General features: G+C 63.9%; 19 protein-coding genes. 5 read left to right on the forward strand and 14 right to left on the reverse strand.

Going from position 1 to position 23,626, the window contains the following annotated elements; translation table 11 throughout:
- Positions 1 to 423: 423 nt before the first annotated feature.
- From IP83_RS09515 to IP83_RS09550, 8 genes are all read right to left on the reverse strand, one after another.
- Positions 424 to 1,581: an acyl-CoA dehydrogenase family protein gene (locus IP83_RS09515; protein ID WP_054121981.1), complete on the reverse strand. Its 1,158-nt coding sequence runs from the start codon at positions 1,579 to 1,581 to the stop codon at positions 424 to 426.
- A complete protein-coding gene (locus tag IP83_RS09520; protein WP_156309654.1) occupies positions 1,578 to 3,749 on the reverse strand; it encodes a 3-hydroxyacyl-CoA dehydrogenase NAD-binding domain-containing protein in 2,172 nt (723 codons plus the stop codon). Before IP83_RS09520 ends, IP83_RS09515 begins: the two co-directional genes overlap by 4 nt.
- A gap of 5 nt (positions 3,750 to 3,754) precedes the next feature.
- Positions 3,755 to 4,960, reverse strand: a complete 1,206-nt coding sequence (locus tag IP83_RS09525) for an acetyl-CoA C-acetyltransferase (protein WP_054121983.1) — start codon at positions 4,958 to 4,960, stop codon at positions 3,755 to 3,757.
- Positions 4,961 to 5,141: 181 nt separating this feature from the next.
- On the reverse strand, positions 5,142 to 6,230 hold the full coding sequence (locus IP83_RS09530; RefSeq protein ID WP_054121984.1) for a CaiB/BaiF CoA-transferase family protein: 1,089 nt from the start codon (positions 6,228 to 6,230) through the stop codon (positions 5,142 to 5,144).
- A 121-nt stretch (positions 6,231 to 6,351) separates the two neighbouring features.
- Positions 6,352 to 8,907, reverse strand: a complete 2,556-nt coding sequence (locus IP83_RS09535; protein WP_082364618.1) for a TonB-dependent receptor — start codon at positions 8,905 to 8,907, stop codon at positions 6,352 to 6,354.
- A 222-nt stretch (positions 8,908 to 9,129) separates the two neighbouring features.
- Positions 9,130 to 11,106: an FAD-dependent oxidoreductase gene (locus tag IP83_RS09540; protein WP_054121986.1), complete on the reverse strand. Its 1,977-nt coding sequence runs from the start codon at positions 11,104 to 11,106 to the stop codon at positions 9,130 to 9,132.
- An 11-nt stretch (positions 11,107 to 11,117) separates the two neighbouring features.
- Positions 11,118 to 11,402 carry a DUF1330 domain-containing protein gene (locus IP83_RS09545; RefSeq protein WP_054121987.1) on the reverse strand — a complete coding sequence of 95 codons (285 nt, stop codon included), beginning with the start codon at positions 11,400 to 11,402 and terminating at the stop codon, positions 11,118 to 11,120.
- Positions 11,403 to 11,481: 79 nt separating this feature from the next.
- Positions 11,482 to 12,129 (reverse strand): TetR/AcrR family transcriptional regulator, encoded by a 648-nt coding sequence (locus IP83_RS09550; RefSeq protein WP_054121988.1) that lies wholly within the window; start codon positions 12,127 to 12,129, stop codon positions 11,482 to 11,484.
- A gap of 148 nt (positions 12,130 to 12,277) precedes the next feature.
- Between IP83_RS09550 and IP83_RS09555 the strand changes: the two genes are divergently transcribed.
- Positions 12,278 to 13,207 (forward strand): alpha/beta hydrolase, encoded by a 930-nt coding sequence (locus IP83_RS09555; protein WP_054121989.1) that lies wholly within the window; start codon positions 12,278 to 12,280, stop codon positions 13,205 to 13,207.
- The gene (locus IP83_RS09560; protein ID WP_054121990.1) at positions 13,204 to 14,079 is read left to right on the forward strand and encodes a MaoC family dehydratase; all 876 of its coding nucleotides are present in this window, start codon (positions 13,204 to 13,206) and stop codon (positions 14,077 to 14,079) included. The genes IP83_RS09555 and IP83_RS09560 overlap by 4 nt, the downstream gene beginning before the upstream one ends.
- Positions 14,080 to 14,087: 8 nt before the next feature.
- Here IP83_RS09560 and IP83_RS09565 read toward each other — a convergent pair whose 3' ends face one another.
- Both IP83_RS09565 and IP83_RS09570 read right to left on the reverse strand, forming a co-directional pair.
- Complete coding sequence (locus IP83_RS09565; protein WP_054121991.1) at positions 14,088 to 15,218, reverse strand: phosphotransferase family protein; 1,131 nt, start codon at positions 15,216 to 15,218, stop codon at positions 14,088 to 14,090.
- 1 nt (position 15,219) lies between these two features.
- Positions 15,220 to 16,296 (reverse strand): TIGR03857 family LLM class F420-dependent oxidoreductase, encoded by a 1,077-nt coding sequence (locus IP83_RS09570; RefSeq protein ID WP_054121992.1) that lies wholly within the window; start codon positions 16,294 to 16,296, stop codon positions 15,220 to 15,222.
- A 126-nt stretch (positions 16,297 to 16,422) separates the two neighbouring features.
- Between IP83_RS09570 and IP83_RS09575 the strand changes: the two genes are divergently transcribed.
- Positions 16,423 to 16,869, forward strand: coding sequence for a nuclear transport factor 2 family protein (locus IP83_RS09575; RefSeq protein ID WP_054121993.1), 447 nt, complete (start codon positions 16,423 to 16,425; stop codon positions 16,867 to 16,869).
- A gap of 4 nt (positions 16,870 to 16,873) precedes the next feature.
- Here the strand turns inward: IP83_RS09575 and IP83_RS09580 are convergent, their stop codons facing one another.
- Both IP83_RS09580 and IP83_RS09585 read right to left on the reverse strand, forming a co-directional pair.
- The gene (locus tag IP83_RS09580; RefSeq protein WP_054121994.1) at positions 16,874 to 18,088 is read right to left on the reverse strand and encodes a cytochrome P450; all 1,215 of its coding nucleotides are present in this window, start codon (positions 18,086 to 18,088) and stop codon (positions 16,874 to 16,876) included.
- 12 nt (positions 18,089 to 18,100) lie between these two features.
- Complete coding sequence (locus IP83_RS09585; RefSeq protein WP_231624986.1) at positions 18,101 to 19,378, reverse strand: DUF1214 domain-containing protein; 1,278 nt, start codon at positions 19,376 to 19,378, stop codon at positions 18,101 to 18,103.
- Positions 19,379 to 19,412: 34 nt separating this feature from the next.
- Between IP83_RS09585 and IP83_RS09590 the strand changes: the two genes are divergently transcribed.
- Entirely contained in the window at positions 19,413 to 20,288 is an 876-nt protein-coding gene (locus tag IP83_RS09590; RefSeq protein ID WP_082364620.1) for an alpha/beta hydrolase, read from the forward strand.
- Here IP83_RS09590 and IP83_RS09595 read toward each other — a convergent pair.
- Positions 20,283 to 21,614, reverse strand: a complete 1,332-nt coding sequence (locus IP83_RS09595) for an MFS transporter (protein WP_054121996.1) — start codon at positions 21,612 to 21,614, stop codon at positions 20,283 to 20,285. The two genes, IP83_RS09590 and IP83_RS09595, sit on opposite strands and share 6 nt — an antisense overlap.
- Before the next feature lie 189 nt (positions 21,615 to 21,803).
- On the opposite strand from IP83_RS09595, the gene IP83_RS09600 reads away from it, so the two are divergent.
- Positions 21,804 to 22,619 (forward strand): SDR family NAD(P)-dependent oxidoreductase, encoded by an 816-nt coding sequence (locus IP83_RS09600; RefSeq protein WP_054121997.1) that lies wholly within the window; start codon positions 21,804 to 21,806, stop codon positions 22,617 to 22,619.
- A gap of 44 nt (positions 22,620 to 22,663) precedes the next feature.
- Here the strand turns inward: IP83_RS09600 and cofD are convergent, their stop codons facing one another.
- The gene (gene cofD / locus IP83_RS09605; protein ID WP_054121998.1) at positions 22,664 to 23,599 is read right to left on the reverse strand and encodes a 2-phospho-L-lactate transferase; all 936 of its coding nucleotides are present in this window, start codon (positions 23,597 to 23,599) and stop codon (positions 22,664 to 22,666) included.
- Between the last annotated feature and the right edge of the window lie 27 nt (positions 23,600 to 23,626).

Raw genomic sequence — 23,626 nt, forward strand, 5'->3', positions numbered from 1 at the left:
ACGGTGGCTACCCACTCAGGGAAGCCTTCCTACACCACCCCGTGGGACACAACCCCATCGGCCAGAAACCCCTCCGGACGAGACATCAGGCTAAGGTCAGTGCCAGTCTGTAGGAAAGCTGTTTTTAGCGGCGCATTATCAATGCCTTGGCGCGATCCAAGTCAGATCTGACTTGCGCCGGCAGGCCTGACATCAGATGACATCAGGCGGGGGCTTGGCGCTTGGTGCCTCTGCAAGGGCCGGATTTGCACCATTTCCCAACACCGGGCTCCCGGGTACGGTGTGCCCTAAACTGTACTCAGCTGTGAGGCTCGGACCGGCCTTGATTGCGCATCGTTCTAAGGCATCTGTACGGCTGTTTTCTTGGGAGCTGTCGGCGCCAGTGGTGATTGAGCCGGCGCTTTCCCGCTTAGTCTAAACCAGTCAGTTCATCTTGCGCTCGTCCAGCCCCAGACCCCGGCCGATGATCTCGAGCATGATCTCGCTGGTACCGGCAAAAATGCGGCTGATCCGGGCATCGGTGTACATGCGGCTGATGCGATATTCGTCCATGTAGCCGGCACCGCCGTGGAACTGGACGCATTGGTCCATGACTCGGCCCTCGAGCTCGCTGGTCAGGAGCTTTGCAGCGGATGCGTCCTCGGCGGTCAGTTCGCCGGCGTTGAGCAATATCACGCCCTGGTCGACGTAGGTCTGCGCCATGTCGAGTTCCGCACGCAGCTGCGCCATCTTGAAGCGGGTGTTCTGGAACGCCCCGATCGGCTTGCCGAAGGCGCGTCGCTCTTTGACGTAATCGAGGGTCAGATCGAACGCCGTCTGCGCCGTGGCGACGAAGCCGATGGCGGCGACGAGGCGTTCCTGTGCCAGCATCTGGGCCAGATAGCGAAAGCCCTGCCCCGCCTCGCCCAGCAGATTGCTCTCCGGCACGCGGACATCGTTGAAGAACAGTTCCGCCGTATCCTGGCTCTTCATCCCCATTTTCGCGAGTTTGCGGCCCCGCTCGAAGCCGGGCATGCCGCGCTCGACCAGGAACAGGCTGATCCCGTGCGGACGCTCGGGATCGGTGCGGGCCGCCACCACGATGAGATCGCCGAGGATCCCGTTGGAGATGTAGGTCTTCGCGCCGTTGATCACCCAGTGTTCGCCCTGCTTGACCGCACGGGTCTTCATCCCGGCGAGATCGCTGCCGGCGGCGGGCTCGGTCATGGCCACGGCCAGGATCGTTTCGCCCGAGATCACCCCGGGCATGAAGCGGGCCTTCTGCTCTTCGTTGCCCAGCTTGTGGATGTAGGGGGCGACCAGATCGTTGTGCAGGTTGATGTAGAAACCGATGTCGCCGTGGCGCATGTTCTCTTCGATGATGATCTGGTTGAACCGGAAATCCTCGATCCCCGCCCCGCCAAATCGCTCGTCGCCGAACACGCAGAGCAGGCCTTGCGCGCCGGCCTTGGTGTAGGTTTCCCGGTCGACCATGCCGGCCTCGCGCCAACGCTCGGCGTGGGGGCCGACCTCGGTCTGCATGAACCGGCGCACACTGTCGCGAAACTGTTCGTGTTCGGGTTCGAAGATCATCCGCTTCATGGCGTCTGCTCCTGCGCTGGCGCCGGATAGAAGCCGATGCCGCGGGCAGCACGGTCACGCAACCAGGCCGAGGGCGCAAAGCGCGCACCATAGAGCTGCGCAAGCCGGTCCGCCTCTGTCACGAATTCGGCGATGCCTACCGTGTCGATGTAACTCAGTGTCCCGCCGGTCCACGCCGGGAAGCCCCAGCCGAAAACGGACCCAAGATCACCGTCTTCGGCGGTCTCGATCACGCCTTCCTCGAAGCAGCGCGCGGTTTCGATGGCCTGGGCATAGAGGAAGCGCGCCTTGAGATCGTCCTGACCAGGCTGCTGCTCGGCCACCGGGAACTCGACCGCCAGACCTGCCCACAGGCGCTTGCCGGCGCCGTCCGGGTAGTCATAGAAGCCGCCACCCGCCTTGCGGCTGCCGCGCCCCAGGGCGATCATCCGCTTGAGCACGGTCATGCCCTTTTCTATCGTGTAGGTGTTGCCCGCTTCGCCGGCGGCATCCTCGACGATCTTGACCGGCAGCTCCATCGTCACTTCATCGAGCAGCGCCAGCGGCCCGACCGGGAAGCCCGCCGACTTCGCCGCGTTTTCGATGCGGGCCGGCTCGACCCCCTCTTCCAGCATGGCGACGCCTTCGAAGATCATCATGCGGAACACGCGGCTGGTGTAGAAGCCGCGGCTGTCATTCACGACGATCGGCGTCTTGCGCACCTGCGCGACGAAATCGAGCGTGCGCGCCAGCGTGTCGGGCGATGTCTGGTGGCCCATGATCACTTCGACCAGCCCCATCCGGTCGACGGGCGAGAAAAAGTGCGTGCCGATAAACTGATCGGGTCGAGCGGACGCCTCGGCCAGCTGGCTGATCGGCAGGGTCGAGGTGTTGCTGGCAAAGATCGCATCGGCGGGGATGACCGCCTCGGCCTTTCTGGTCGTCTCGGCCTTGATGCCAAGATCCTCGAACACCGCCTCGATCACCATCTGGCAGCCTTCGAGCTTGGCGAAATCGTCGGTCGGTGTGATCCGCGCGAGGATCGCGTCGGCCTGATCCTGCGACATCGTGCCCTTGGCCACCAGTTTGCCGAACACCTTCTCGCTGTAGCCCTTGCCCTTCTCGGCCGTAGCGAGGTCGCGATCGATCAGGATCACGTCGATCCCGGCCTTGGCCGAGACCAGAGCAATGCCCGCGCCCATCATGCCGGCCCCGAGCACGCCCACCTTGGTGAACGTGGCCTTAGGGACCCCGGCAGGCCGGCGGGCGCCCTTTTCGGCGGCCTGCTTGGAAATGAACGTGGTGCGGATGATGTTGCGGGCGACCGGGTCAGTCAGTAACCGGGCGAAATACTTGCTCTCAACCGAGAGCGCCTTGTCGATCGGCAACTGGATACCTTCGAACACGGCCGAGAGTATAGCCGGTGCGGCGGGCAGGTTGTAACCCGCCTTGTCCGCCACCTTGGCCGCTGCGACCGAAAAGCCCATAGCCACTTCGGGGATCATCATCATGCGCTGTTCGGGCGCGGCATAGCCCTTCACGTCCCACTTACGGACTGGGCTCGGCGCGGTGGCCAGCCAGGCTTTGGCAGCAGCGACAATCTCACTGGCGGGCGCGAGCGCGTCGACCACTTTTGCCTTCAGCGCCTCGGCCGGAGCGAGCGAGCGCCCGGTCAGCAACAGATCGAGCGCAGCCTGCACGCCGATCATCCGGGCCATGCGCTGGGTGCCGCCCGATCCCGGCAACAGTCCGACGTTGACTTCGGGCAAGCCCACGACCGCCTTGGGATCGTCGGCCAGCACCCGGTAATGGCACGCTAGGGCCAGCTCAAAACCGCCACCCAGCGCCAGTCCATTGATCGCACAGGCCACGGGCTTGCCCATGGTTTCCAGCGCCCGGTGCATCGCCGTGGCTTTCTGGCTGAAGTCATAGGCCTGCCGCATCGAAAGCTCGCCATAGGCCGCGGCCATCAGCTTGAGATCAGCCCCGGCCATGAAGGCCTTCTTGCCCGATGTGATGATCACGCCGGTAACGGCCGGATCGTCGCGCAGTCGCGCGATGGCGGTCATCATCTCGCCGAGCCAGTCGTCGGAGACGACATTCATGCTTTCGTCGGCATTGTTCAGGGTGAGGATCGCGACGCCGTCAGCGCCGGTTTCAATCGCGATATGGCGCAAAGTTACACTCATGGAGATCAAACCCGTTCAATGATGGCTGCAGTGCCCATGCCATTGCCGACGCACAGCAGCGTCATGGCGGTGTTGAGATCGCGGCGTTCCAGTTCGTCGAGCACGGTGCCGAGGATCATGGCGCCCGTCGCCCCCAGCGGGTGCCCCAGCGCGATCGCCCCGCCGTTGACGTTCACCTTGGCGTGGTCGAGCTCCATGTGGGCCATAAACCGCAGCACAACGCTGGCGAAGGCCTCGTTCAGTTCCCACAGGTCAATCTGATCGGCGGTCATGCCGGCGTTCTTCAGCGCCTTGTGCGCCACTGCCACCGGCGCGGTGAGCATGATCGTCTGTTCCGATCCGATCGACGCCCACGACCGCATCCGCGCGCGCGGCTTCAGCCCGGTTGCCTTGCCGAATTCGGCATTGCCCAGCAGGACCACGCCTGATCCGTCGACGATCCCGCTTGAGTTGCCACCAGTGTGAACGTGGTTGATCTCGTCGACCTGCGGGTAGCGTTCGCGCACCACGCGGCCAAAGCCCATCGCGGCCATCCCGGCGAAAGCAGGCTTGAGCGCCCCGAGCGACTCCACCGTCGTCCCCGGGCGGCGGAATTCATCGTTGTCGAGAACCACTTCGCCCATCACATCGCGGACCGGCACGATCGACCGGGCAAAGCGGCCCTCGTCCCAGGCGGTGGCGGCGCGGCGCTGGCTTTCGGCGGCATAACCATCGACATCACTGCGGCTGAAGCCTTCCAGTGTGGCGATGAGATCGGCCCCGATGCCCTGCGGCGTGTAATAGTTGTGCAGCGCCACACGCGGGTCGGCGGCCCAGGCCCCGCTGTCATAACCCATGATGGTGCGGCTCATCGATTCGACCCCGCCGCCGATCCCGCCCATCGCCATCCCCGAGGCGACCTGCCCCGCAACATTGTTCACGGCTTCGAGCCCGGAGCCGCAGAACCGGTGGACCTGCTGCCCGCCGACCGTATCGGCATATCCGGCATTGAGCACGGCTCCGCGCGCGAGGACGCCGCCCTGCTCACCCACGGGCTGGGCACAGCCGATCACAACATCGTCCAGCAAAGCCGTATCCAGACCATTGCGATCGCGCACCGCCTCGAGCAGTTGGGTTACCAGCTGGATGGCCGGAATCTCGTGCAGCGAACCATCGGGCCGGCCCCGTCCGCGGGGCGTCCGGACATGATCGTAGATGTAAACGTCGCGCATGGGTCTGCGTCTCCTGGAACGTGCACGAGCCAGCGAAGGGCCTGCATTTCAGCATCCCCTTCCTGGTCCGGCGCGAAAATCACACCTGCCCTGAGATAGGCCCGGAGCTAGGCCCCGAGATAGGATGCCATCGCTGCCCGTGCCGGTTGGTCAAGTCAGCCAGAGCGAGCCTTGCGAAAGCTCAGACTTTGGACCAGGCCTCCAGCACCTCGGCGGCTGATAGCGCAGCACTCACCCTCACTTCGCCGGGGGTTGCCGAGAACCGGGGGGCTGGCGCCGCCTGCTTGACTCCGTTGTGTTCGATGAACATGGCCCGCGCGCGATTGGCCGGGTGGTCCATCGCCTCACCCATCGACAGGACCGGCGACAGGCAGGCATCGGTGTCCGCAAACTGAGCTTCCCATTCATCGCGGGTGCGGGACAGAAACACCGTGGTGAATTCTGCAATCATGGCCGGCCACTGCATGCGGTCATTCTGGTCATAGCGCTCCGCCGCGATGCCCATCCCGGCGAGCAACTGGGCAAAGAACTGCGGCTCCAGCGCGCCGACCGCGACGTGACCCCCGTCCTTGCAGGCATAGCAGCGATAGAACGGGGCGGCGCCATCGAGCAGGTTGGATGCCGGCCGATCCAGCCACAGGCCGGTCGCGGTGAAGGCGTGAAACAGGCTCAGCAGGTTGCTCACCCCGTCCACCATGGCGGCGTCCACGACCTGGCCCTTCCCCGTCGTCTTGGCCGAAAGAAGGGCCGACACCATGCCCAGCGCAAGAAACATGGTGCCGCCGGCATAGTCGCCGACCAGATTGAGCGGGACCGTGGGGGGCTGGTCGGCCTGCGCGATCGCATGCAGCGCCCCGGTCATGGCGATATAGTTGATGTCATGCCCGGCGGTTAGCCGCAGCGGACCCTCCTGCCCCCAGCCGGTGGCCCGGCCATAGACGAGGCGGGGGTTGCGGGCGAAACAGTCTTCTGGCCCAAGCCCGAGCCGCTCCATCACACCGGGCCGCGCACCTTCGATCAGCCCGTCAGCCCGTTCGACCAGGTCGAGCAGCGTCGCCCGGTCGGCCTCCGATTTGAGGTTCAGCTCTACGTTGGTACGGCCGCGCAGGAGCACGGCATCACCGACATCGCTCCAAGCCTGCTGACCACCTGGCCGACAAATCCGCACGATTTCGGCGCCCAGGCCTGACAGGATCATGCCGCACAGCGGCACAGGGCCGATCGCATCCATTTCCAGCAGTCGAATGCCCGACAATGGCCCTGCGGTCATCACTCACTCCCGATCAAAATGCTGTGTCAGCTGGCAAAATCACACTCTGTCACCGAAAGAGAATGGCCGCCCCAAACGTGGAGCGGCCATTCCCGTATCTTCAATCCTGATCGTGTGTGGATCAGAACTTGTAGGCAATCGTCCCGCCGAAGGTACGCGGCGTGCCCTGGAACTGCAGTACCGCACCCAGACCAGAATAGTTCTGGAAGACGTTGGTGAACCAGGCCTTGTTGGCGAGGTTGCGACCCCACACGCTGATCTCGACCTTGGGATTTTCGAGATTGAACGCGATCCGGCCATTCAGCAGGCCGTAGCCCTTGATGATCGAGGCGCGATTGGCGATCGCGGTGGCATCGATCGCTGCCTGGGTGCCGCCCTGGGCGAGGGTCTTGGCGGTCGCCGAGTCCATCGCCTTGTCCGAGGTGTAGGCATAGTCGAGGTGGAGGGTGAGCTCGCCCATCGAGGTCGGCACCTTCTGGGTGGCGCCAAAGTTCAGGGTCCACTTCGGTGCCTGGGTCACCGGTTCACCCGAACGGTCCACCAGAATGGGCGCCGCAGCGGTGCCCTGGTTTTCGATCCGGCTGCCGGCCACGTACTTGGCATCGAGATAGGCTGCGCTGCTGCTCAGCTCCATTCCTTCCCAGGGCACGGCCGTCAGTTCGATTTCACCGCCACTGGCGCGGACCTTGCCGGCATTGGCGACAAACTGGGTCAGCGTGGTTCCGACCAGCGCGTTCACGATGCGCTGAACGTTGCCCTGCCACGAGGTGAACACCGAAAGGTTGGTGCGCAAGCGGCGATCGAGGAAGTCGCCCTTGATGCCCAGTTCGACGTCACGCACGGTTTCAGGCAGGAACTGCTGGGTATAGGGCGCGAAAACGGTGCGGGAATTGAACCCGCCCGACATCGATGCCCCGCTCGACTTGGCATAGAGGAACACCTCGTCATTGACGCGGTAGTCAACACCAACGGTCCAGGCCGGATAGCTGAACTTGGCGCTGCGCGGATCGGTGCAAGGTGCGGCCGCGGCGGTCAGGCCCGTGTTGGCGCCGACAGTGCACTTTTCCAGTGAATCAGCCAGAGACCAGTCATTGGTGCTGCGACGATCGATGCTGCGCTTGTCCCAGGTGTAGCGGAACCCGCCGGTCAGACGCAGCGCGTCGGTGACGTGGTAGTTCAGCTGGGCAAAGGCACCGAACGAGGTCGAAGTGAAGCCGCTCAGCGTGCGGGCCCGAGCGAGGCCACCAAAGACCCACGACCGCGACTGCTCGTCACCGCTTTCGCGGAAGTAGTAGAGTCCGGTCTGCCAATCGAGCTTGCCGAGATTACCGGAGAGCTGCAGCTCCTGGCTGAACTGCGACTGGTTATAGGTGCTGACGAAGGCCGAGCGGGCATCAACCAGTCCGGGTACGTAGGGGCCGAAGGCAGCCGGGATCACCACGGCATAGTTCGGACCGAAAGCACCGGTACAAGCTGGCACCAGCGCCGCAACGCCGGCAAGGCAGCCCTGGGCAAAGGCAATCGGCGGGCGGCCGGCAACGGCCGTGGACGGCACACCCTGAAGATCAAGGCTGTCCTGCGTGTAGGACGTGCGATAAGCCGTGATCGACTTCAGCTTGGCGCCGCCCATATCCCAGGTGAAGGTCGCCGAGGTTGACTTGACCCGGTTGGTGTTATGCAGCTTGTCGATTTCCGGGTCACCGGTGCGCGGCTGCGAGAACGTGTCGGTCCACTTGGACTGGGCGGCCGTGAACGACGGCAGTTGCGCAGCGGTGACGAATTCAGCGAAGGCCGGGTTGATATAGGCGCCGTTGCTGGCCTGGGTCAGCACTGCCGGGTTGATGGCGGCGACGGCCGTAGCGTTGCCGTTGTCGTCGTAATCGACATATTCACCGGTGATTGTCAGCGTGATCGGCAGTGACTTGGGCGACCACTTCATAGTGCCGCGCAGGACAGTTTCGCCATTCACGCTGCCCTGAGGATAGCCAGCCAGCGTATTGCGGAAATAGCCACTGTGCTCACTATAACGGCCGGCAAAACGAACGGCGAGCTCTTCGCCGACCGGGACGTTGAGGATGCCTTCGACCATGCGCTGGGCATAGTTGCCGAGTCCGGCCTTGAGGCTGCCTTCCAGGATATCTTTGGGCTGATTGGAGGTGAGGTTCAGCGCGCCACCGGTGGTGTTACGGCCAAACAGCGTGCCCTGCGGGCCGCGCAGCACTTCGGCGCTGGCCGCGTCAAGGAAGCCAAGGTTGCCGACGATCGGACGCGCCACGTAAACGCCATCCACGTAGATCCCGACCGAGGAGTCTGACAGCGAGTTCGGGCTGTTCTGGGCCTGACCGCGAATGGCCAGATAGACAATCGACGCCGGGCCGGTGCCGCCCGTTGCGATGGTGAGGCTGGGAGCGGTCCGGGCGAGGTCGGTTACTTCAAAAACCTGCCGGTTCTGCAGCGTGGCGGCGTTCAGCGCGGTAACCGCGACCGGAACCGACTGCAGGTTTTCCGAAACCTTGCGCGCGGTCACCACGATATCGGCAATGCCGCTCTGATCGTTGCTGGTTGCATCGGCTGCGGCCGCCGCTTCAGCCGCGGCAAAGGCCGGTGCGCTGATCACCATTCCCAGCGAGAGAACCGTGGTGGCGAGCAAAGCCTTGCGTGTACGAAGAATGTCCATTCAGTTACCTCCCGATTGGTTCTGACCAGGCAAATTGGCTCTGCCGTGGCCGTGTCGGCACAGGTGAATCTCGCGCCTGTGGCACGACTACCCTGCTTGATTGTTAGCTGGCCTGTTCGCCCCCCTATCCACACCTATCTAGCGGTAGGGACAAATTTTGTTCGTCAAAGGCCAAATCGACATTCTATATTATTGATATATGCTTCCTTTTATTGATTTACGTCACAACAAAAGCCCGACCCGTCTCCCATCCTTGATTGCCTCATCGGTGGCAAAAACGCTCCACCGTGCCTCTCTTGCATCACCGATCAAGTGGACCTCGGCTGCCCCGCTGCCTGATGTGCCGACCAGACTGTGATAAAGCGCTTCCTCGGGCGGCTTTGACGTGACCAGGATGGTGTTCTCGACGTTTTCGAGTACCGTGACCTGCCCTGTATAAAGGTGAACCAGGGTAACATTGGCCGGATCAATCGCGCTGATCACGGTCTGCGGCGCAAAGGTGACTTTGGGCAAGAGGCGTTTGCTGATCACCTTGTTGATGCCGATGTCGGTCACCGACATCGCCAGCCCGCTGTCGGCGGTAACGAAGATCACCTCCTTGCCTTGATCAGCGAGCCATTCGGCCAGGCCCGGGCCAACCTCGTAGGAGGTGTTGTCGTAAACGACGATCCGCTCGCCGGTGCGGGTGTTGTCGAGCAGTACGTCCTCCGGCGTCAGGACGTGGGGGAGATCGCTCCCGGGAACGCCGGCGAGTTGGTTCTTGCTCACCCCGTTTCGGGCATAGCGTGCGCCGGTTGCGACCACGACGGCCTCTGCCCCAAGCTCGGCGATCAGCGCGGGTGTCGCCTCGGTATCAAGCCGGATGTCGATGCCCTGCTTGCCCAGCTGCAGCTCCAGCCAGCGGATGATATCGCTGCGGTCTTCAAGCCCCGGCAGTTTTGCCTGCAGGGTCACATGCCCACCCAGAGTGCCGGACTTTTCCAGCAGGGTCACCCTGTGCCCGCGCTGCGCGGCCACCAGTGCCGCCTGCAGGCCGGCCGGGCCACCACCGGCGATCACCACACGCTTGGACACGGGCGCCGGCGCCAGCGGCGGCAAGTGCTCGCTGCCGATCTCGGGATTGACCGTGCAGCCCACCGGATGCCCGATGCACGAGCGCAGGAAGCATCCCTCCAGATCGCCGATGCAGGCGCGGATTTCGCTGTTCTTGCCGTCGCGCGACTTGTTGGGCCATTCGGCATCGGCGATGACCGAGCGGGCGACGAAGATCATGTCGACCTTGCCCTCATCGATCAGCTGATCGCCATAGGCTGCCGACAGGATGCGTCCGCCGCTGACCACCGGGATGTTGACCACCTTCCTCACTTCGGCCGCGGCGTAAACGTGGGTGCCCTCGCCCATGTAGGACGACGGATAATGGAAGTGCGTCATCTGCGGCTTCTGACCGCGTGCGGTGATACGCAGCCAATCGACCTGGCCGCTGTCGGAGAGCAGCCGGCAAATCGCCAGCCCCTCGCCCAAACCCTCACCGCCAAGCGTGACATCATCGGCGTTGACCGCCAGCCCTAGCACAAAGTCGGGGCGGCAGCGGGTCCGGATCCCGGCAATGATGGCCATCACCATCCGCATCCGGTTTTCCAGATTGCCGCCGTATTCGTCGGCGCGGTTGTTGTAGAGCGAGGAGGTAAAGCTCTGCAGGCCCGCGCCGCCGCCGATGGGGAATTCGAAACCGTCGGCGCCGGCCTCCTCAGCATGCTGCGCAGCGACGACATGCGCTTCGACTAGCGCCTCGATTTCGGTGGCGGTCATCGAGCGCGGCTGGCTGTCGCTCAACACGGTGTGCGGTGCCATGCCCGAGGCCTGTCCGGTCGTCGGATCGGCCTGCATCCACACGCCCTGCACGAAAATCTTCGCCCCGTGGCGGTGGACCGCATCGACAATGCGGCGGATCGCCGGAATGTGCTCGCGGTTGTAAGCCTCGATGAACCAGCCGGGCGGCACCTGCGGCGCGGGCACGACCTGGCAACTGGCGATCCCCATGAAGCCGCATCCGCCTTTGGCGCGGGCTTCGAAATAGCCCACCTGCGCATCGGTGCCGATGCCCAGACCGACCATTCCATGCGGCGACATGAAAACACGGTTGGGGATGTCCAGGCTGCCGATTTTGAACGGGCTGAACAGGTGCTTGAACTTGGCCATGGGCGGCCTCCTCAGGACTGGAAGGTGATGACGAAGTGCGTTTCGGCAGAAGCCTGGCGGATCGGGATGACCTCCTGATAGCCTTCGCTGTCGTACCACTTGCGCGCAGCGTCATTGTCGGCGAACTTCATGATGATGATCGAGGTTGCCGGGAACTCACCCTCCAGTACCTCCGGGTGTTCGGCCATTCCTACCTCGACGGCGACCCCGTCGATCAGGCGAAATCCGGCCATGGCATAGTCCTGGTACCGCTCCAGATCATGCTTGCTGACCACCCCGACGATGTAGGATGCCATATCCGTCCTCTCCTTCAGTGCCGTTTGCGGCTTACTCCGGACGCTAGGGTGGCGGCGCGGAAGGTGAAGCGCGGACTTTTTAACGCGGTAAAGTGGGAGCCAGGATCGCATTCAGGACGAAACGGCTGACATGTTCTCGCCACCGGGCGATGCCATCGTCGCTGGCGAAATCGATCCGCGTGCTTTGCGACATCGCCCAGTTCTGGGTGAACACAGCCGATGCCAGCGCGAAAATGGACCAGTAGAACAGCCGGGGATCGAGCGCAGGGCGAAACAGACCCTGGGCAGCGCCGCGCTCCAGCATCGGGGCGACCCGATCACTTATAAAGCTGCGCACCGATGGCATGTATTTTGACCGCCGCGATATGTGCTCGCCTTTGTGGAGAGCCTGGTCGACCGTCATGCCGACAATGTAGGGCCGTTCGATATAGGCCTGGATGATCCGTTCGATCAGGCTGAGCACAGCCTGCTGTGGGGGCAGGAGATCGTAATCCGGACTATCCAGCATCGCCAGAACTTCATCCGAAACACGATCGAGCACCACCTCGTAGAGTTCCTCTTTGGTCTTGAAATAATGATAGACCAGCTGCTTGGTCACGCCGGCCGCCTTGGCGATGTTGTCCAGCCGGGCGCCATCGAAGCCGTGCTCGGCAAAGGCGTCACGCGCGGTGGTCAGAATGCGATCCAGCGTTTGCGCGGAGGAATGGCGCGGCTTATCCTGGGTCATTCCGGCATCCTTGCTAGGCCCCCGTTCAGCAGCAAGCCGTTTCTTTTGGCGCGCCGGGCTCTGCCGGTGGCCTATCCTATGGCAGGCCTGCCCCGGGCAAGGATATCGCTAGGCCAGCGGCTAACCACACAACGAGCGCAATCATCCTATGACCACCCGCCACCTCGTCGATCCTGAACTCCTCGCCCTGGCCGAAGGCTTTCCACCGATGGAGCTATCCGACGCCAGTCTTCCGGCCATCCGCGCTGGCATGAAGGCTCTGATGGAAGCTCAGCCGGTGCTGGACATACCGGCCAAATGGACCGAGGTGCAGGTCCCGTCCGGCGAGGGCGAGCGGATGATCCGCTGCGTCGTGGTAAAGCCCCTGGGGCGTCAGGACCATGCCCCGGCGATTCTGCACTTCCATGGCGGCGGCCATGTGATCGGGCAGCCGGAAATGAGCCGGCGGCAACTGATGACCTGGGCGGCAGAGCTCGGCTGCCTGGTACTCTCTGTCGACTATCGGCTCGCTCCCGAAACGCCGTTCCCCGGCCCGATGGACGACGCCTATGCAGCGCTTGGCTGGCTTCATCAGAATGCTGCAAAGCTGGGGATCGACCCGCGCCGCATTGCCGTCAGCGGGGAGAGCGCCGGGGGAGCCATGGCCGCTTCGCTGTGCCTGATGGCCCGTGATCGCGGCGAATACTCCATCGCCTTCCAGCATCTGGAAATGCCGCGGCTGGACGATCGCCTGCCCGACCCGCCGAACCCTGCCACCGGAGAATTCATCTGGCGGGCCGAGAACAGCGAGTATTGTCGGACCGCCTATTTGCGCGGCGACCCCTCCCCTTATGGATCAGCCGCGCGCGCCACGGACCTCGCAAACCTGCCCCCGGCCTATATCATGGTCGGCGCGCTTGACCTGTTCGTCGATGAGTGTCTCGCATATGCCGGGCGCTTGATCCGGGCCGACGTCGCGGTCGAGCTGATCGTCTATCCCGGTTGTTTCCATGGGTTCCGCATGGCTCTCGAAGCCTCGGTGACCAGACGCGCGGATGCTGACGGGCTGAATGCCCTGCGCAAGGCCTTCGCCCGATGAGCCGCCCGCTCGACGCAGAAAAGCTGCTGGCCTATCGGGTTCCGGCCGCCACCGATGACTATGATCCGCGCGACGCGATCCTCTACGCGCTGGGCATCGGCGCCGGATTGAGCGATGCCATTGACGAGACGAGCCTGTTGTTCGAGCGGCGCTTGCAGGTCGTCCCGACGATGGCAGTCGTGCTCGGCACGCCCGGTTTCTGGGCGATGGACCCCGCCTGCGGGATCGACTGGGCCAATGTACTTTACGCCGAAGAGCGTCTCCGGATCCTGCAGCCGCTCGATCCGTCCGGAACCCTGGTCGGGGCTTCGCGGGTTACGGATCTGGCCGACAAGGGCCCCGGCAAATCGGCGCTGATCCGATCGACCAAGGATCTTCATACGCCGTCCGGCACGATGATTGCCGAAGCCGTTTCGACCTGGATTGTGCGGGGCGGCGGGGGGTTCGGGGGCAACCGCGAACTCCCCGGCGATCCCTTGCCAGAACTGCCGGACCGCGATCCGGACCTGTCGGTGGACCTGCCGACCTCGCTGAACCAGGCCGCGATCTACCGGCTGTCGGGCGATCGCAATCCGCTGCACATTGATCCCGAATTTGCCCGTGGCGTGGGGTTCGATCGGCCCATCCTGCACGGCCTCTCCACGCTGGGGGTAACCGCCCGCGCGGTGATCCATGCCTGCTGCGCCAGCGATGCCTCCCGGCTGCGCGAAATCGCGGTGCGGTTCACCGCGCCGGTTCTGCCCGGGGATACCATCCGCACCCTGATCTGGCAGGACGGCCAGCACGTCCAGTTCCGCGCAGAGGCGATCGAGCGCGGGGTCCGTGTGATCGACAACGGCACCGCGCTCTGCCTCCCCGCCGGGCAGGCCTAGCGCGCAGGCTAGTCTTCCTTCTGGTCGACCGGCGTCATGTTGCTCATGAACGCATAGAAATCAGGGCCCAGCTCCGGCAGGTCCATGCCAAGACGTTCGGCCAGATAAAGCGTCATGAAGTTGGCGTGCAGCGACTTGTTCTCTGGCGGGATGTTGCCCACGCCGACCTGCCGATCAAACGCTCCGACCACGACCAGCGCCATGCGCAGCGCCACCACAACGTCGTAATAGGCGAGGTGCTCCGCCGTCCGGCCGGCCGCGGCCTCCCAGATCGCAATGGATTCATCGCGCGTGGGCAGTCCCTCCAGCCGTGGCACCCCGAAGCGGCGGCTGAACAGATCATCGAAATAGAGCCACCAGGCCAGATCGAGTTCGGACGGCCCCAAGGCCGCCAGCTCCCAATCGATCAACCCGCTGACGCTGCCGTCCGCACGGAACATGACGTTGGAAGGAGTGCTGTCGCCCCACAGCACGTTCACCGCGGTATCCTTGGGCTCATGGGCGCGGATATAGGTCATGGCCGCATCGACATAGGGCATTGTCCGGCCCTTGCGGCAGCCATGGTACCAGGCTTCGAGATGGCCCAGATACTGGTCCAGCCCCGGTTGGCCCCATTCGGCGCGGGCGAGGAACGCAAAACCGTCTGCCTGCCAGTCGATCTTGCTGAGCTGGGCAAAGGCTTCGATCGCATTCGTCCAGGTGACCGCGCGCTGCGCCGGGGTCATGTCCGCGATCCAGCCAGTGGTGTTGTAATTGGGGTTCTGCGTGGCCGACTGCCCCTCGACCCGGCCCATGACAAGGAACGGATTGCCAAGCACGGACGGATCCAGTTCCATGCCGATCCACTCCGGGACCGGGGCCAGCTTGAGCCGGTCGAGCGCCGCCATCATCCGGCCCTGCAGTTCCAGACTTGAGCCTAGAACCACTTCCAGATCGGTCGGCTGGCGGCGGACGACGAGCGTGCGCGATTGCGCGCCCGCCGCGTCTCGGTAATCGACATCGACGAAGAAGATCTCCGCCGAAAAGCCCGACCCCAAGGACACTTCGAGTGGACGCAAGTGCACATCGCGCCAGCCTTCGACATGCGCCTCGAGCCAATCCCGCAGGCGGATCTGCACATCATCCGCAGCCAGCGCCATGTCAGAGGCCCTTTGCCGCAAGAGCGCGTTTCAGTTCGGCAGTCAGTGGCCCCATGTCTTTCGGGGCCGCGCCATGGAGCAGGATTTCGTCCGCCCCGGCATCGAGATAGTCCATCAACTGATCGGCGCAGCGCGCCGCCGTGCCAACGGCGGCACCATCATCGATCCATTGCTGTGGCAACAGCTCGCCAACGTCGATCAGTTCCTGGCGGGTATAGGCCTGATCGGCCGGCACGCCATTGAGGTTGGCAATCTTGGGGTGCGCCCGGATCTGATCCAGCACGCTCTTGTCCCATTCGTTGATCTCGACGATCAGGTCGCCAAACCCGGGGAGTTCGAAATAGGTGATGGCGCGCCCGCGGACGACGGCGTCTTCCTCGTCCTTGGGCAAGTCCGGGGCGACGATGATGTTGTGATAGATCCGCACGGACATCGGATCACGGCCCGCCTTTTCGGCCGCGTCACGGACGATCTTGGTGCTGTTCTTCACCCCGGTCGGCGAGACGAAGGGGTGGAGCAGCACGCCATCGCAGTGCTCGCCCGCAAATTCTAGGCTCTTGGGCCCGATCGCGGTGAAGATGATAGGCGGCTGAGGGCCGGCGTGGAAATCCGTCAGCTTGAGCTTGGGGTAGTTGCCCACCACCCCGTTGTAAGTGACCTCTTCGCCCTGCCAGAGCCGCTTGTAGATGCTGATATAGTCAGCCAGCCGCTCCATCGTGATCGCGGGCGCGCCGATCATTTTCATGTAGGCCGGCACGGCGCGGGCGAACATCGCGCTGAACCGGTCGCCGCTCATCGCCTGCATCATGTTGATGATGCTCGCCGTGACCAGCGGATGGCGCATCGTGGCATAGAACGTGGCGTTGATGCGAATGCGCGAGGTCGCCTCGCTCACCGCACCGGCGAGCACGGCCGGCTCCTTCAGGGCGAACCGTTCGGAAATCCACACCGCGCCAAGCCCGATCCGCTCGGCTTCGAGCGCCTCGTCAATGCCGCGGCGCGGATCGTCCACCCGGCCGGGCAGGATATAGGTACCGAACTTGTCAAACAGGGCCTGTGCGCCGGGCTCATGCGTCATGTCTGGTATCCTTGTCTGAAAACACTGAAGGCCGGTCATCCAAGACCTGCGGCCGCACGCAACCTGCCCGAAGGCAGGGTTCCATCGGGCGATTTGGGAGACACATCAAGCTGGAGGGAGACAATAATGGATGCTCTTGAAACCCTGCTCGCGATTGAAGCGATCCGCGAGGTGAAGGCCCGCTACTGCCGGTTGCTCGATACCAAGGACTGGGACGGGTTTGCCGCCCTGTTCACGGCCGACGCGGTGATGGACGTGCGCGAGGATACCGGCAACCCACCGTTGAGCGGCATCCCGGAGATCGTGGCACAGGTCCGCTTTGCGGTCGATGACGCGGCGACCAGTCACCAGGTCCATACCCCGGAAATCGTTCTGGACAGCGCCGAGCGCGCGCGGGGGATATGGGCGATGCAGGACAGGGTGGTGTGGCAGCCGGGCAAATCGCCGATTCCGGGTGCGGTTTCGATCACCGGCTATGGCCAGTACCATGAAAGCTACCGGCTTGAGGGCGGGACCTGGAAGATCGCCGCCCTGCGCCTGTCGCGCTTCCATGTGGACGTGCATTCGGGTTGAACGCCTAGTCCCACTGCAACTCCAGCCGCGGCACGAAGGTGATGTTGCCCACGAAGTAGCCGAGTTCGAAGTCGTCCTTGAGCCGGAACGGCGGAATGGCCTTGAGGAACTCCTCCAGCGCCGTCTGCAACTCAAGTCGCGCCAGGTGCATGCCCAGGCATTTGTGAATCCCGCCACCCAGCGCCACGTGCGCTGCCTTGCGATCGAAGCGGACTTCCGAGGGGTTGTCGTGCAGCTTGGGGTCCTGATTGACCACCGGCGTGCTGACCGACACGTATTCACCCTGCATGATGGTCTGCCCGTGGATTTCCAGTTCGCGCACGGCGATCCGGAAGGCCGTGACGGGACCATAGACCCGCAGGAATTCCTCCACCGCGAGCACGATCCGCTCGGGATGATCCCGCAGCTCCTGCTGCTGGTCCGGATATCGGGCCAGATGGGCGAAAATGTTGCCCAGCATCGTGGTCACCGTGTCGAGACCGCCCAGGAACAGATTGAAGCAGTGCCCCAGCACTTCCTCGTCGTTCCACTTGCGGCCATCCTCGGCCTCGAATTCGAAAATCTTTGAGATGTAATCGTCACGCGGAGCCTGGCGGCGCTCGGCGATCTCGGCCTTCAGATAGCCGACGGCATCGCGCACGCCCTGGCTGCGCACCGCCCAATCGTTGGAATGCAGCATGGCCTTTTCCCACGAGAGGAATTCCATCATCCGGTCCTGCGGCAGCCCCAGCAGATCGAGCACGATGTAGATGGGATACCGCTCGGAAAACTCGTTGATGAAGTCGCAGCCCTGACGGTCCTGGAACTTGCCAATCAGATCGACCGCCCGGCGCCGCAGATCTGCCTTCATCGCCATCATCTTTTGCGGCGAGAAGTAGGGGTTCAGGGCCTTGCGATAGAAGTTGTGCATCGGCGGATCGACTTCGGTGGGCACCACCAGCCAGCTCTCGCCGATGCTCTGCGACCACTGGCCCATCCCGTTCTTGGTGAAGTTGTCGGGGTCGCGCAGCATCGTCATGGTGTCGTCATAGCCGGTCAGCAGCCAGCCCGGCTTGTCCCCCGGGAAGATGTTGGTGACATAAGTGATCGGGCCGAGCGTGCGGTGCATCTCGGGGATCAGGGTTTCCTGCGGGCAAGCCTTCACCACCTCGCGGGCGAAAAAGGGCAAACGCATCGCCTTGTCGGCAGGCACGTGCGGCGGAAGGGTCTCAAGGGTCATCTTACGCTCCAGTTACCAGATGATGCGCATCTGGGCGGCAATTCGGCGGTTACGCAGGGCTGTGGCCCGCTCTGGCGGGCTGACCCGCTTGGTATCGGCCGGCAGGTGCTGCCCGACCTCGGCCAGTTTGACCTTCTTGATCGACGGCATCGGCTTCTCGCTCGCCTCGAACCAGCGGCCCTGGATCGCGCCGGCCGGGTAGCCAGCGGTGTCGAGCCAGTTGTGCACACCCGGGTCACCCGCTGAAATGACCGTGCGGAACACACCATCGCTGTCGACCACACCCTGCTTGTCGTTCAGGCTCGACTGGTTGTTGTACCAGTCGGTCGTTTCGTAAAGCGCGTTGGTCAGAATGATCGACCAATAGCGATAGCGGTCCGGCACCTTGACCTCGGTGATCAGCGCTTCGTCGTCGGCAAGCTCGTAAGCGCCCTCGTAATAGAACTGACCGGTCAGCCCGGACATCTGCGAAACATCGAAGATCTTGAGCGCGTTCAGGTGCCCTTGCGCACGCAGCTCTTCAACGTGGGTCGGGAACGCGAGGGCGCAGACACCGACAATTCCGGGAATTTCGCCGTAGGCATGATGGAGCGACTCTGCCGAAGCGCGGCCTTTGGCTTCATCCACATCAAGCCGGGCAATGCCGAAGCGCGGCTCGCGCTCGACCCCCCAATCACAGGCCACGATCCGGACCATGAACTTCTCACACTGCGGATCCAGCGGACGCCAATCACCCGCATAGCCGGCCGGGCGCGCAGGCGAGATCACCAGTTCGAAATGGCCATTGGCGTCCAGCGTCAGGCTATCGAAGTCGATCTGGTCCAGCAGGGGATGGTGTTTGCCGGTACGCAGCGTATCGGGCCCCATCTGCGCCAGGATGATCATCCGGACGGTGCCGCGATCCCCTTTGAGTAGATAAGAGCCCCCCTTTTCGATCAGGCAGGCCTTGTAGATCGTATCGGCGTTCGGCTGAAAAATGTTCTGGCTGATGTTGAGTTCGGGAACGAACAGCGGATGCCGCCGATCGCCGATCAGCGCATCGTGGGTTGCCCGGGTCACCCCGGACAGCAACAGTCGCATCGATTCCGCCATCACCTGCGGATCGCCGCGCAGCCGTTCGGGTACGCGGCGGCGCATCGCCTCACCCAAGGGGCGCAAGGCGTCGATCAGATGTTCCCATGCAAGGCCATCACCGGCCATATTCGGCATCCCTTTTGCGTTCACGCCGTTCTTGCCAATCGCGGCGCCAAGCAACCTATCGCCCGGCAGGTGGACAGCGCCGATCCCCACCCATGCTGCCAGGCGCAAGAGGGACCGCCGCGATATGAAATCACAAGACATGCTGATCGATGTCACCCTGGCAACCGGCCTAGCGGAGCAGACCCTTATTGCCGCCACGCTTCACCTGCCGGACGGCATGGCGGCCCAGCCCAGCCAGCTGATTTTCGCGATCCATGGCGGCGGCTATAGCCGGTTCTATTGGCACCTGCCCTTTGCCGACGACAGCTACAGCTTCTGCCGCTGGTTCACCGATCGCGGCAAGGCCGTGCTGACGATCGACATGCTGGGCATGGGCCAAAGCAGCCGCCCCGAGCCCGAGAGCCAGCTGAGCAGCGCGATCATTGCAGCGGCCCATGCCGATGCGTTGCGCCAGGTGGTTGCACAATGGGACGGGCCCGTGAGCGTTATCGGTGTCGGCCACTCGATGGGCGGCATGATGATCATCGCACAGGCCGCGGCGCACCCGGCAATGGACCGCGTGGCCGTGCTGGGCTGGGCCAACGAGCCGATGGACCTGGGCGATGCCACCGTGGCTGAGCTTCAGGCCGCACTGCCGCCCAGCGGCTATATTGCCACCCCGCGCCTGCCGATGCGCAGGCTGTTCTATTGGCCGGATGTGCCGGAAGAGCTGATCGAGGCCGATGAGGCGCAGGCTTCGACCACGCCCGTAACCCTGGGCCGCGACGCGCTGACTCCGGGCATCGTTCACGAGCAAGCCGCCCGGATTGCCGTGCCGGTGCTCGTGGTGCAGAGCGCCATCGATACCAGCCCCAGTCCGGAGAACGAGCCCGCCTATTTCAGCGGATCACCGGCGGTCGAACTGCACCGTCTCGAAAATGCCGCCCACTGCCAGAACCTGGCCAGCAGCCGGGAACAACATTGGATGGGGCTCAACGCGTGGATCGACCGGACCTCATGACGCTGGCGGCGCTTCGATCCGGGCGATTTCCTCGGCAATCGAACGCGCCGCGAGCCAATAGCAGGCGATAGCCAGCAGCAGGAACAGACCTAGCAGCAGCAGCGCCTGTTGCAGGCCGGTGCCGGAGGCGGCCCGGCATAGTGCGCTGGATATCTGACCTTTTGCGACCACGCAGGCCTGAACATAATCGCCGCCATAAGCCCGCCGGGCCAGCCAGTCACTCAACAGGCCGAGGAAGGCCGATCCCAGCCCCAGACCGAACACGGTCTGCCCGAAGGCATGGATGGCGGCGGCGGTGGCCCGCATGCGCGGCTCGACCAGGCGCTGGGTCACCGTCATGATCGTCGGCAAGAATGCATAAAGACTGAAGGTCGCGCCGAATAGCAGCACGGCCATGCTGCGCCAGTCATCCTGATAGATCGCGGCCCAATAGAGCGGCAAGGCCAGCGCCGAGCCGCCCATCGGCAACAGGCCATAGAGCTTGTTATGCCGGGGAGCGAAGCGATCCGCCAGGATGCCGCCCACCACGCCCCCGAGCGCGGTCGCCAGGCTGAAGGTCAGCGCAAAGGTGAGCGCTGCGGACTTCAGATCGAAGCCGAAGCGGCGGAGCAGCAGCGGGACCAGAAACAGATTGAGCCCGAACCCGACCAGCGCCACCATGCCGCTGCCGACGGTGAAACTGACGAAGGCCGGCGAACGTCCGACCCGTCGCAGCACTTCGGCCAAAGGCGGAGCAAGATCACCACCATTGCGGCGGACCGGCTCGCGGATCGTCAACCACAACAGGGCCGCCAGCACCAAGCCCGGCCCCCCCATGACCAGGAAGGCTATCCGCCAGCCGTGGGCCTGGGCAATCCAGCCGCCGCCCATCGCCCCGACTGCACCGCCAACCGAGACGCCCACGGCAATCAGCGAAAAGGCTGTGGCCCGCTTGTCGGCGTCAAACCGGTCCGCGATCATCGAGACCACGGGCGGAGTGAAGCCGGCCTCGCCGATCCCCACCCCCATCCGGGCGAGCAACAACTGCGGGTAGCCTGCCGCAGCCCCCGATAGCATGGTCATGACCGACCATGTTGCCGTGGCCACGGCAACGATGCCGACCCGGCTCACCCGTTCGGCCAGCCGCGCGATGGGGATGCCGATGCCGCCGTAAAACAGCGCGAAAGCCACGCCGCCCATCACCCCCAGCTGAAAATCGCTCAGCCCGAATTCGCGACGGATCGGCTCGCCCACCACCGCGATGATCATCCGGTCGATGAAGTTGGTCATGTAAATCGTGCTGAGCAGTCCGATGAACCACCAGTCCCGCCCCGAAAATCGCTTCATGCCCTTGGTTCTGCCCGCACTGATGATCTTTGCTGAGAGGTCTGGCTGGCCTAAGGCCCGCAGGCAAGCTTTGGCTCTGCCTAGCCGTCGCCCTTGTACGTTGGGCGTGCAAACCGATACCCTCCCTTTGGCAGGTCACGCCGGGCCAGCGTTGTGGCGCTCAGACGCAAGCAGAAGAGGATCAGACGCATGACGGGTCGGCTTGAAGGCAGGATCGCAGTGGTTACAGGCGCAGGCGGAGGAATTGGCGCCGCCTCGGCCGGGCGGCTGGCTGCCGACGGTGCGACCGTCGTGCTGGCGGACATCGATGAGGAGGCCGCGCAGCGGGCTGCGGCAATGATCCCCGGTGCGGTTGCCATGGCGGTCGACCTGACCGACGAGGGTTCGGTCACGGCCTTGGTGGAGGCCGTGGTCGAGCGCTTTGGGCGGATCGATATCCTGCACAACAACGCCGCGATCCAGAACGACGCCCAGCGCCAGAAGGATCTCGATGTCGTCAATCTCGATGTCGCGGCCTGGGATCTGGCCATGGCGGTGAATGTCCGCGGGGCCATGCTGATGTGCAAGTATGTGATCCCGCACATGATTGCGGGCGGCGGCGGGTCGATCATCCACAGCGCCTCGGGCTTCGGCGTTCAGGGGGAAGCGACGCTGACTGCCTATGGCTCGTCCAAGGCGGCGCTCATTCACCTCAACCGCATGATCGCCACCCAATATGGCAAGCAGAACGTGCGATCGAACTGCATGGTGATTGGCTTCGTCCTGACCCCGCTGGCGGTGGAATCCACGCCGGATGTGATCAAGGATATCCTCCTGTCCCATCATCTTACCCCGCAACTGGGGCAGCCAGAGGACATCGCCAACCTGGTCGCCTTCCTGGCCAGCGACGAGAGCCGCTTCATCACCGGAGCGGCGATCCCGATCGACGGCGGTGTGACCGCCCATCAGCCCAGCTACGCCGATTTCCAGAAGCTGTTCGCCCAGATGGGTAGCGCCAAGCTCTAGCTGACCCCGGCTCCAAGCGCGCACTGTACCGGATCAGCGAACGACTATTTGCGCACCATTTGGGCCAGTTCCAGCGCAGCGCTCGCGACCCTGGCGCGGTCGGCCAGGGACAGCATCAGTGTGTCGCAGGAAGCCTGCGTTATGCCCAGGTCCGCTGGCGTATCCCGCTCGTCCACCAGCATCGCATCGATCAATCCCGCATAGTGCTGGGCAATCGCCAACGGCGTCACCGGCACACCAAGTTCGCGCATCAACTTCGCGGACGGCCCCTTGACTGCGTCTCCGCCGACAATCGGCGATATGGCGACGATCGGTGCTTGGGCTGCCGCCAGGGCTTCAGCGATCCCGGGCACGGCCAGGATCGGGTTCACGCTGAGATAGGGATTTGACGGCGCGATCAGGATTGCAGTGGTCTGCGGTGAAACGATCGCCTCGCGAACCCCCGGAGCGGCTGCGGCAGACGCCGCCCCCCGGAACTCGATGCCGTGCACGACCGGCTGGCAGCGCCGCCCCACGAAGTAGGTTTGGAACGCAAGCTCGCCCTCGGCGGTCGCGAGATATGTCCTCACCGGATCGTCACTCATCGGCAGGATCCGGTGCTCCAGCCCCCACGAACGGGCAAAGTCAGCGGTTATCCGGGACAATGTCTCGCCGCCGCCCAGCCGCATTGTGCGCAGGATGTGCAGGGCGAGATCGCCATCACCGAGGGCAAACCAGTCCTCGCCGCCAAGCGAGCGCGCCACCTCCATGAAGGTCCAGGTCTCGCCCGCGCGGCCCCAGCCCTGGGCGGCATTCGCCTTGCCGCTCAGGGTGTAAAGCAGGGTGTCGATGTCGGGGGAAATGGCCAGACCCAGATGGGTAAAGTCATCCCCGGTGTTGACGATCGCCACGATCTGATCGGCCGGCATCACTTGCGTCAGGCCCAGCACCAGCTTGGCGCCCCCGACTCCTCCGGTCAAAACAACCACCTGCCCGGTCATGCGAAAAAATCCTGGGTCAAAGGCCGG

The organism is Novosphingobium sp. AAP93, from assembly GCF_001296055.1.
GTDB lineage: Bacteria > Pseudomonadota > Alphaproteobacteria > Sphingomonadales > Sphingomonadaceae > Novosphingobium.

Excerpts from the sequence above, each read along its gene's own strand:
- IP83_RS09515 (WP_054121981.1), bottom strand. The coding sequence starts at position 1,581 with ATGAAGCGGATGATCTTCGAACCCGAACACGAACAGTTTCGCGACAGT.
- IP83_RS09520 (WP_156309654.1), bottom strand. The coding sequence starts at position 3,749 with ATGAGTGTAACTTTGCGCCATATCGCGATTGAAACCGGCGCTGACGGC.
- IP83_RS09525 (WP_054121983.1), bottom strand. The coding sequence starts at position 4,960 with ATGCGCGACGTTTACATCTACGATCATGTCCGGACGCCCCGCGGACGG.
- IP83_RS09530 (WP_054121984.1), bottom strand. The coding sequence starts at position 6,230 with ATGACCGCAGGGCCATTGTCGGGCATTCGACTGCTGGAAATGGATGCG.
- IP83_RS09535 (WP_082364618.1), bottom strand. The coding sequence starts at position 8,907 with ATGGACATTCTTCGTACACGCAAGGCTTTGCTCGCCACCACGGTTCTC.
- IP83_RS09540 (WP_054121986.1), bottom strand. The coding sequence starts at position 11,106 with ATGGCCAAGTTCAAGCACCTGTTCAGCCCGTTCAAAATCGGCAGCCTG.
- IP83_RS09545 (WP_054121987.1), bottom strand. The coding sequence starts at position 11,402 with ATGGCATCCTACATCGTCGGGGTGGTCAGCAAGCATGATCTGGAGCGG.
- IP83_RS09550 (WP_054121988.1), bottom strand. The coding sequence starts at position 12,129 with ATGACCCAGGATAAGCCGCGCCATTCCTCCGCGCAAACGCTGGATCGC.
- IP83_RS09555 (WP_054121989.1), top strand. The coding sequence starts at position 12,278 with ATGACCACCCGCCACCTCGTCGATCCTGAACTCCTCGCCCTGGCCGAA.
- IP83_RS09560 (WP_054121990.1), top strand. The coding sequence starts at position 13,204 with ATGAGCCGCCCGCTCGACGCAGAAAAGCTGCTGGCCTATCGGGTTCCG.
- IP83_RS09565 (WP_054121991.1), bottom strand. The coding sequence starts at position 15,218 with ATGGCGCTGGCTGCGGATGATGTGCAGATCCGCCTGCGGGATTGGCTC.
- IP83_RS09570 (WP_054121992.1), bottom strand. The coding sequence starts at position 16,296 with ATGACGCATGAGCCCGGCGCACAGGCCCTGTTTGACAAGTTCGGTACC.
- IP83_RS09575 (WP_054121993.1), top strand. The coding sequence starts at position 16,423 with ATGGATGCTCTTGAAACCCTGCTCGCGATTGAAGCGATCCGCGAGGTG.
- IP83_RS09580 (WP_054121994.1), bottom strand. The coding sequence starts at position 18,088 with ATGACCCTTGAGACCCTTCCGCCGCACGTGCCTGCCGACAAGGCGATG.
- IP83_RS09590 (WP_082364620.1), top strand. The coding sequence starts at position 19,413 with ATGAAATCACAAGACATGCTGATCGATGTCACCCTGGCAACCGGCCTA.
- IP83_RS09595 (WP_054121996.1), bottom strand. The coding sequence starts at position 21,614 with ATGAAGCGATTTTCGGGGCGGGACTGGTGGTTCATCGGACTGCTCAGC.
- IP83_RS09600 (WP_054121997.1), top strand. The coding sequence starts at position 21,804 with ATGACGGGTCGGCTTGAAGGCAGGATCGCAGTGGTTACAGGCGCAGGC.
- cofD (WP_054121998.1), bottom strand. The coding sequence starts at position 23,599 with ATGACCGGGCAGGTGGTTGTTTTGACCGGAGGAGTCGGGGGCGCCAAG.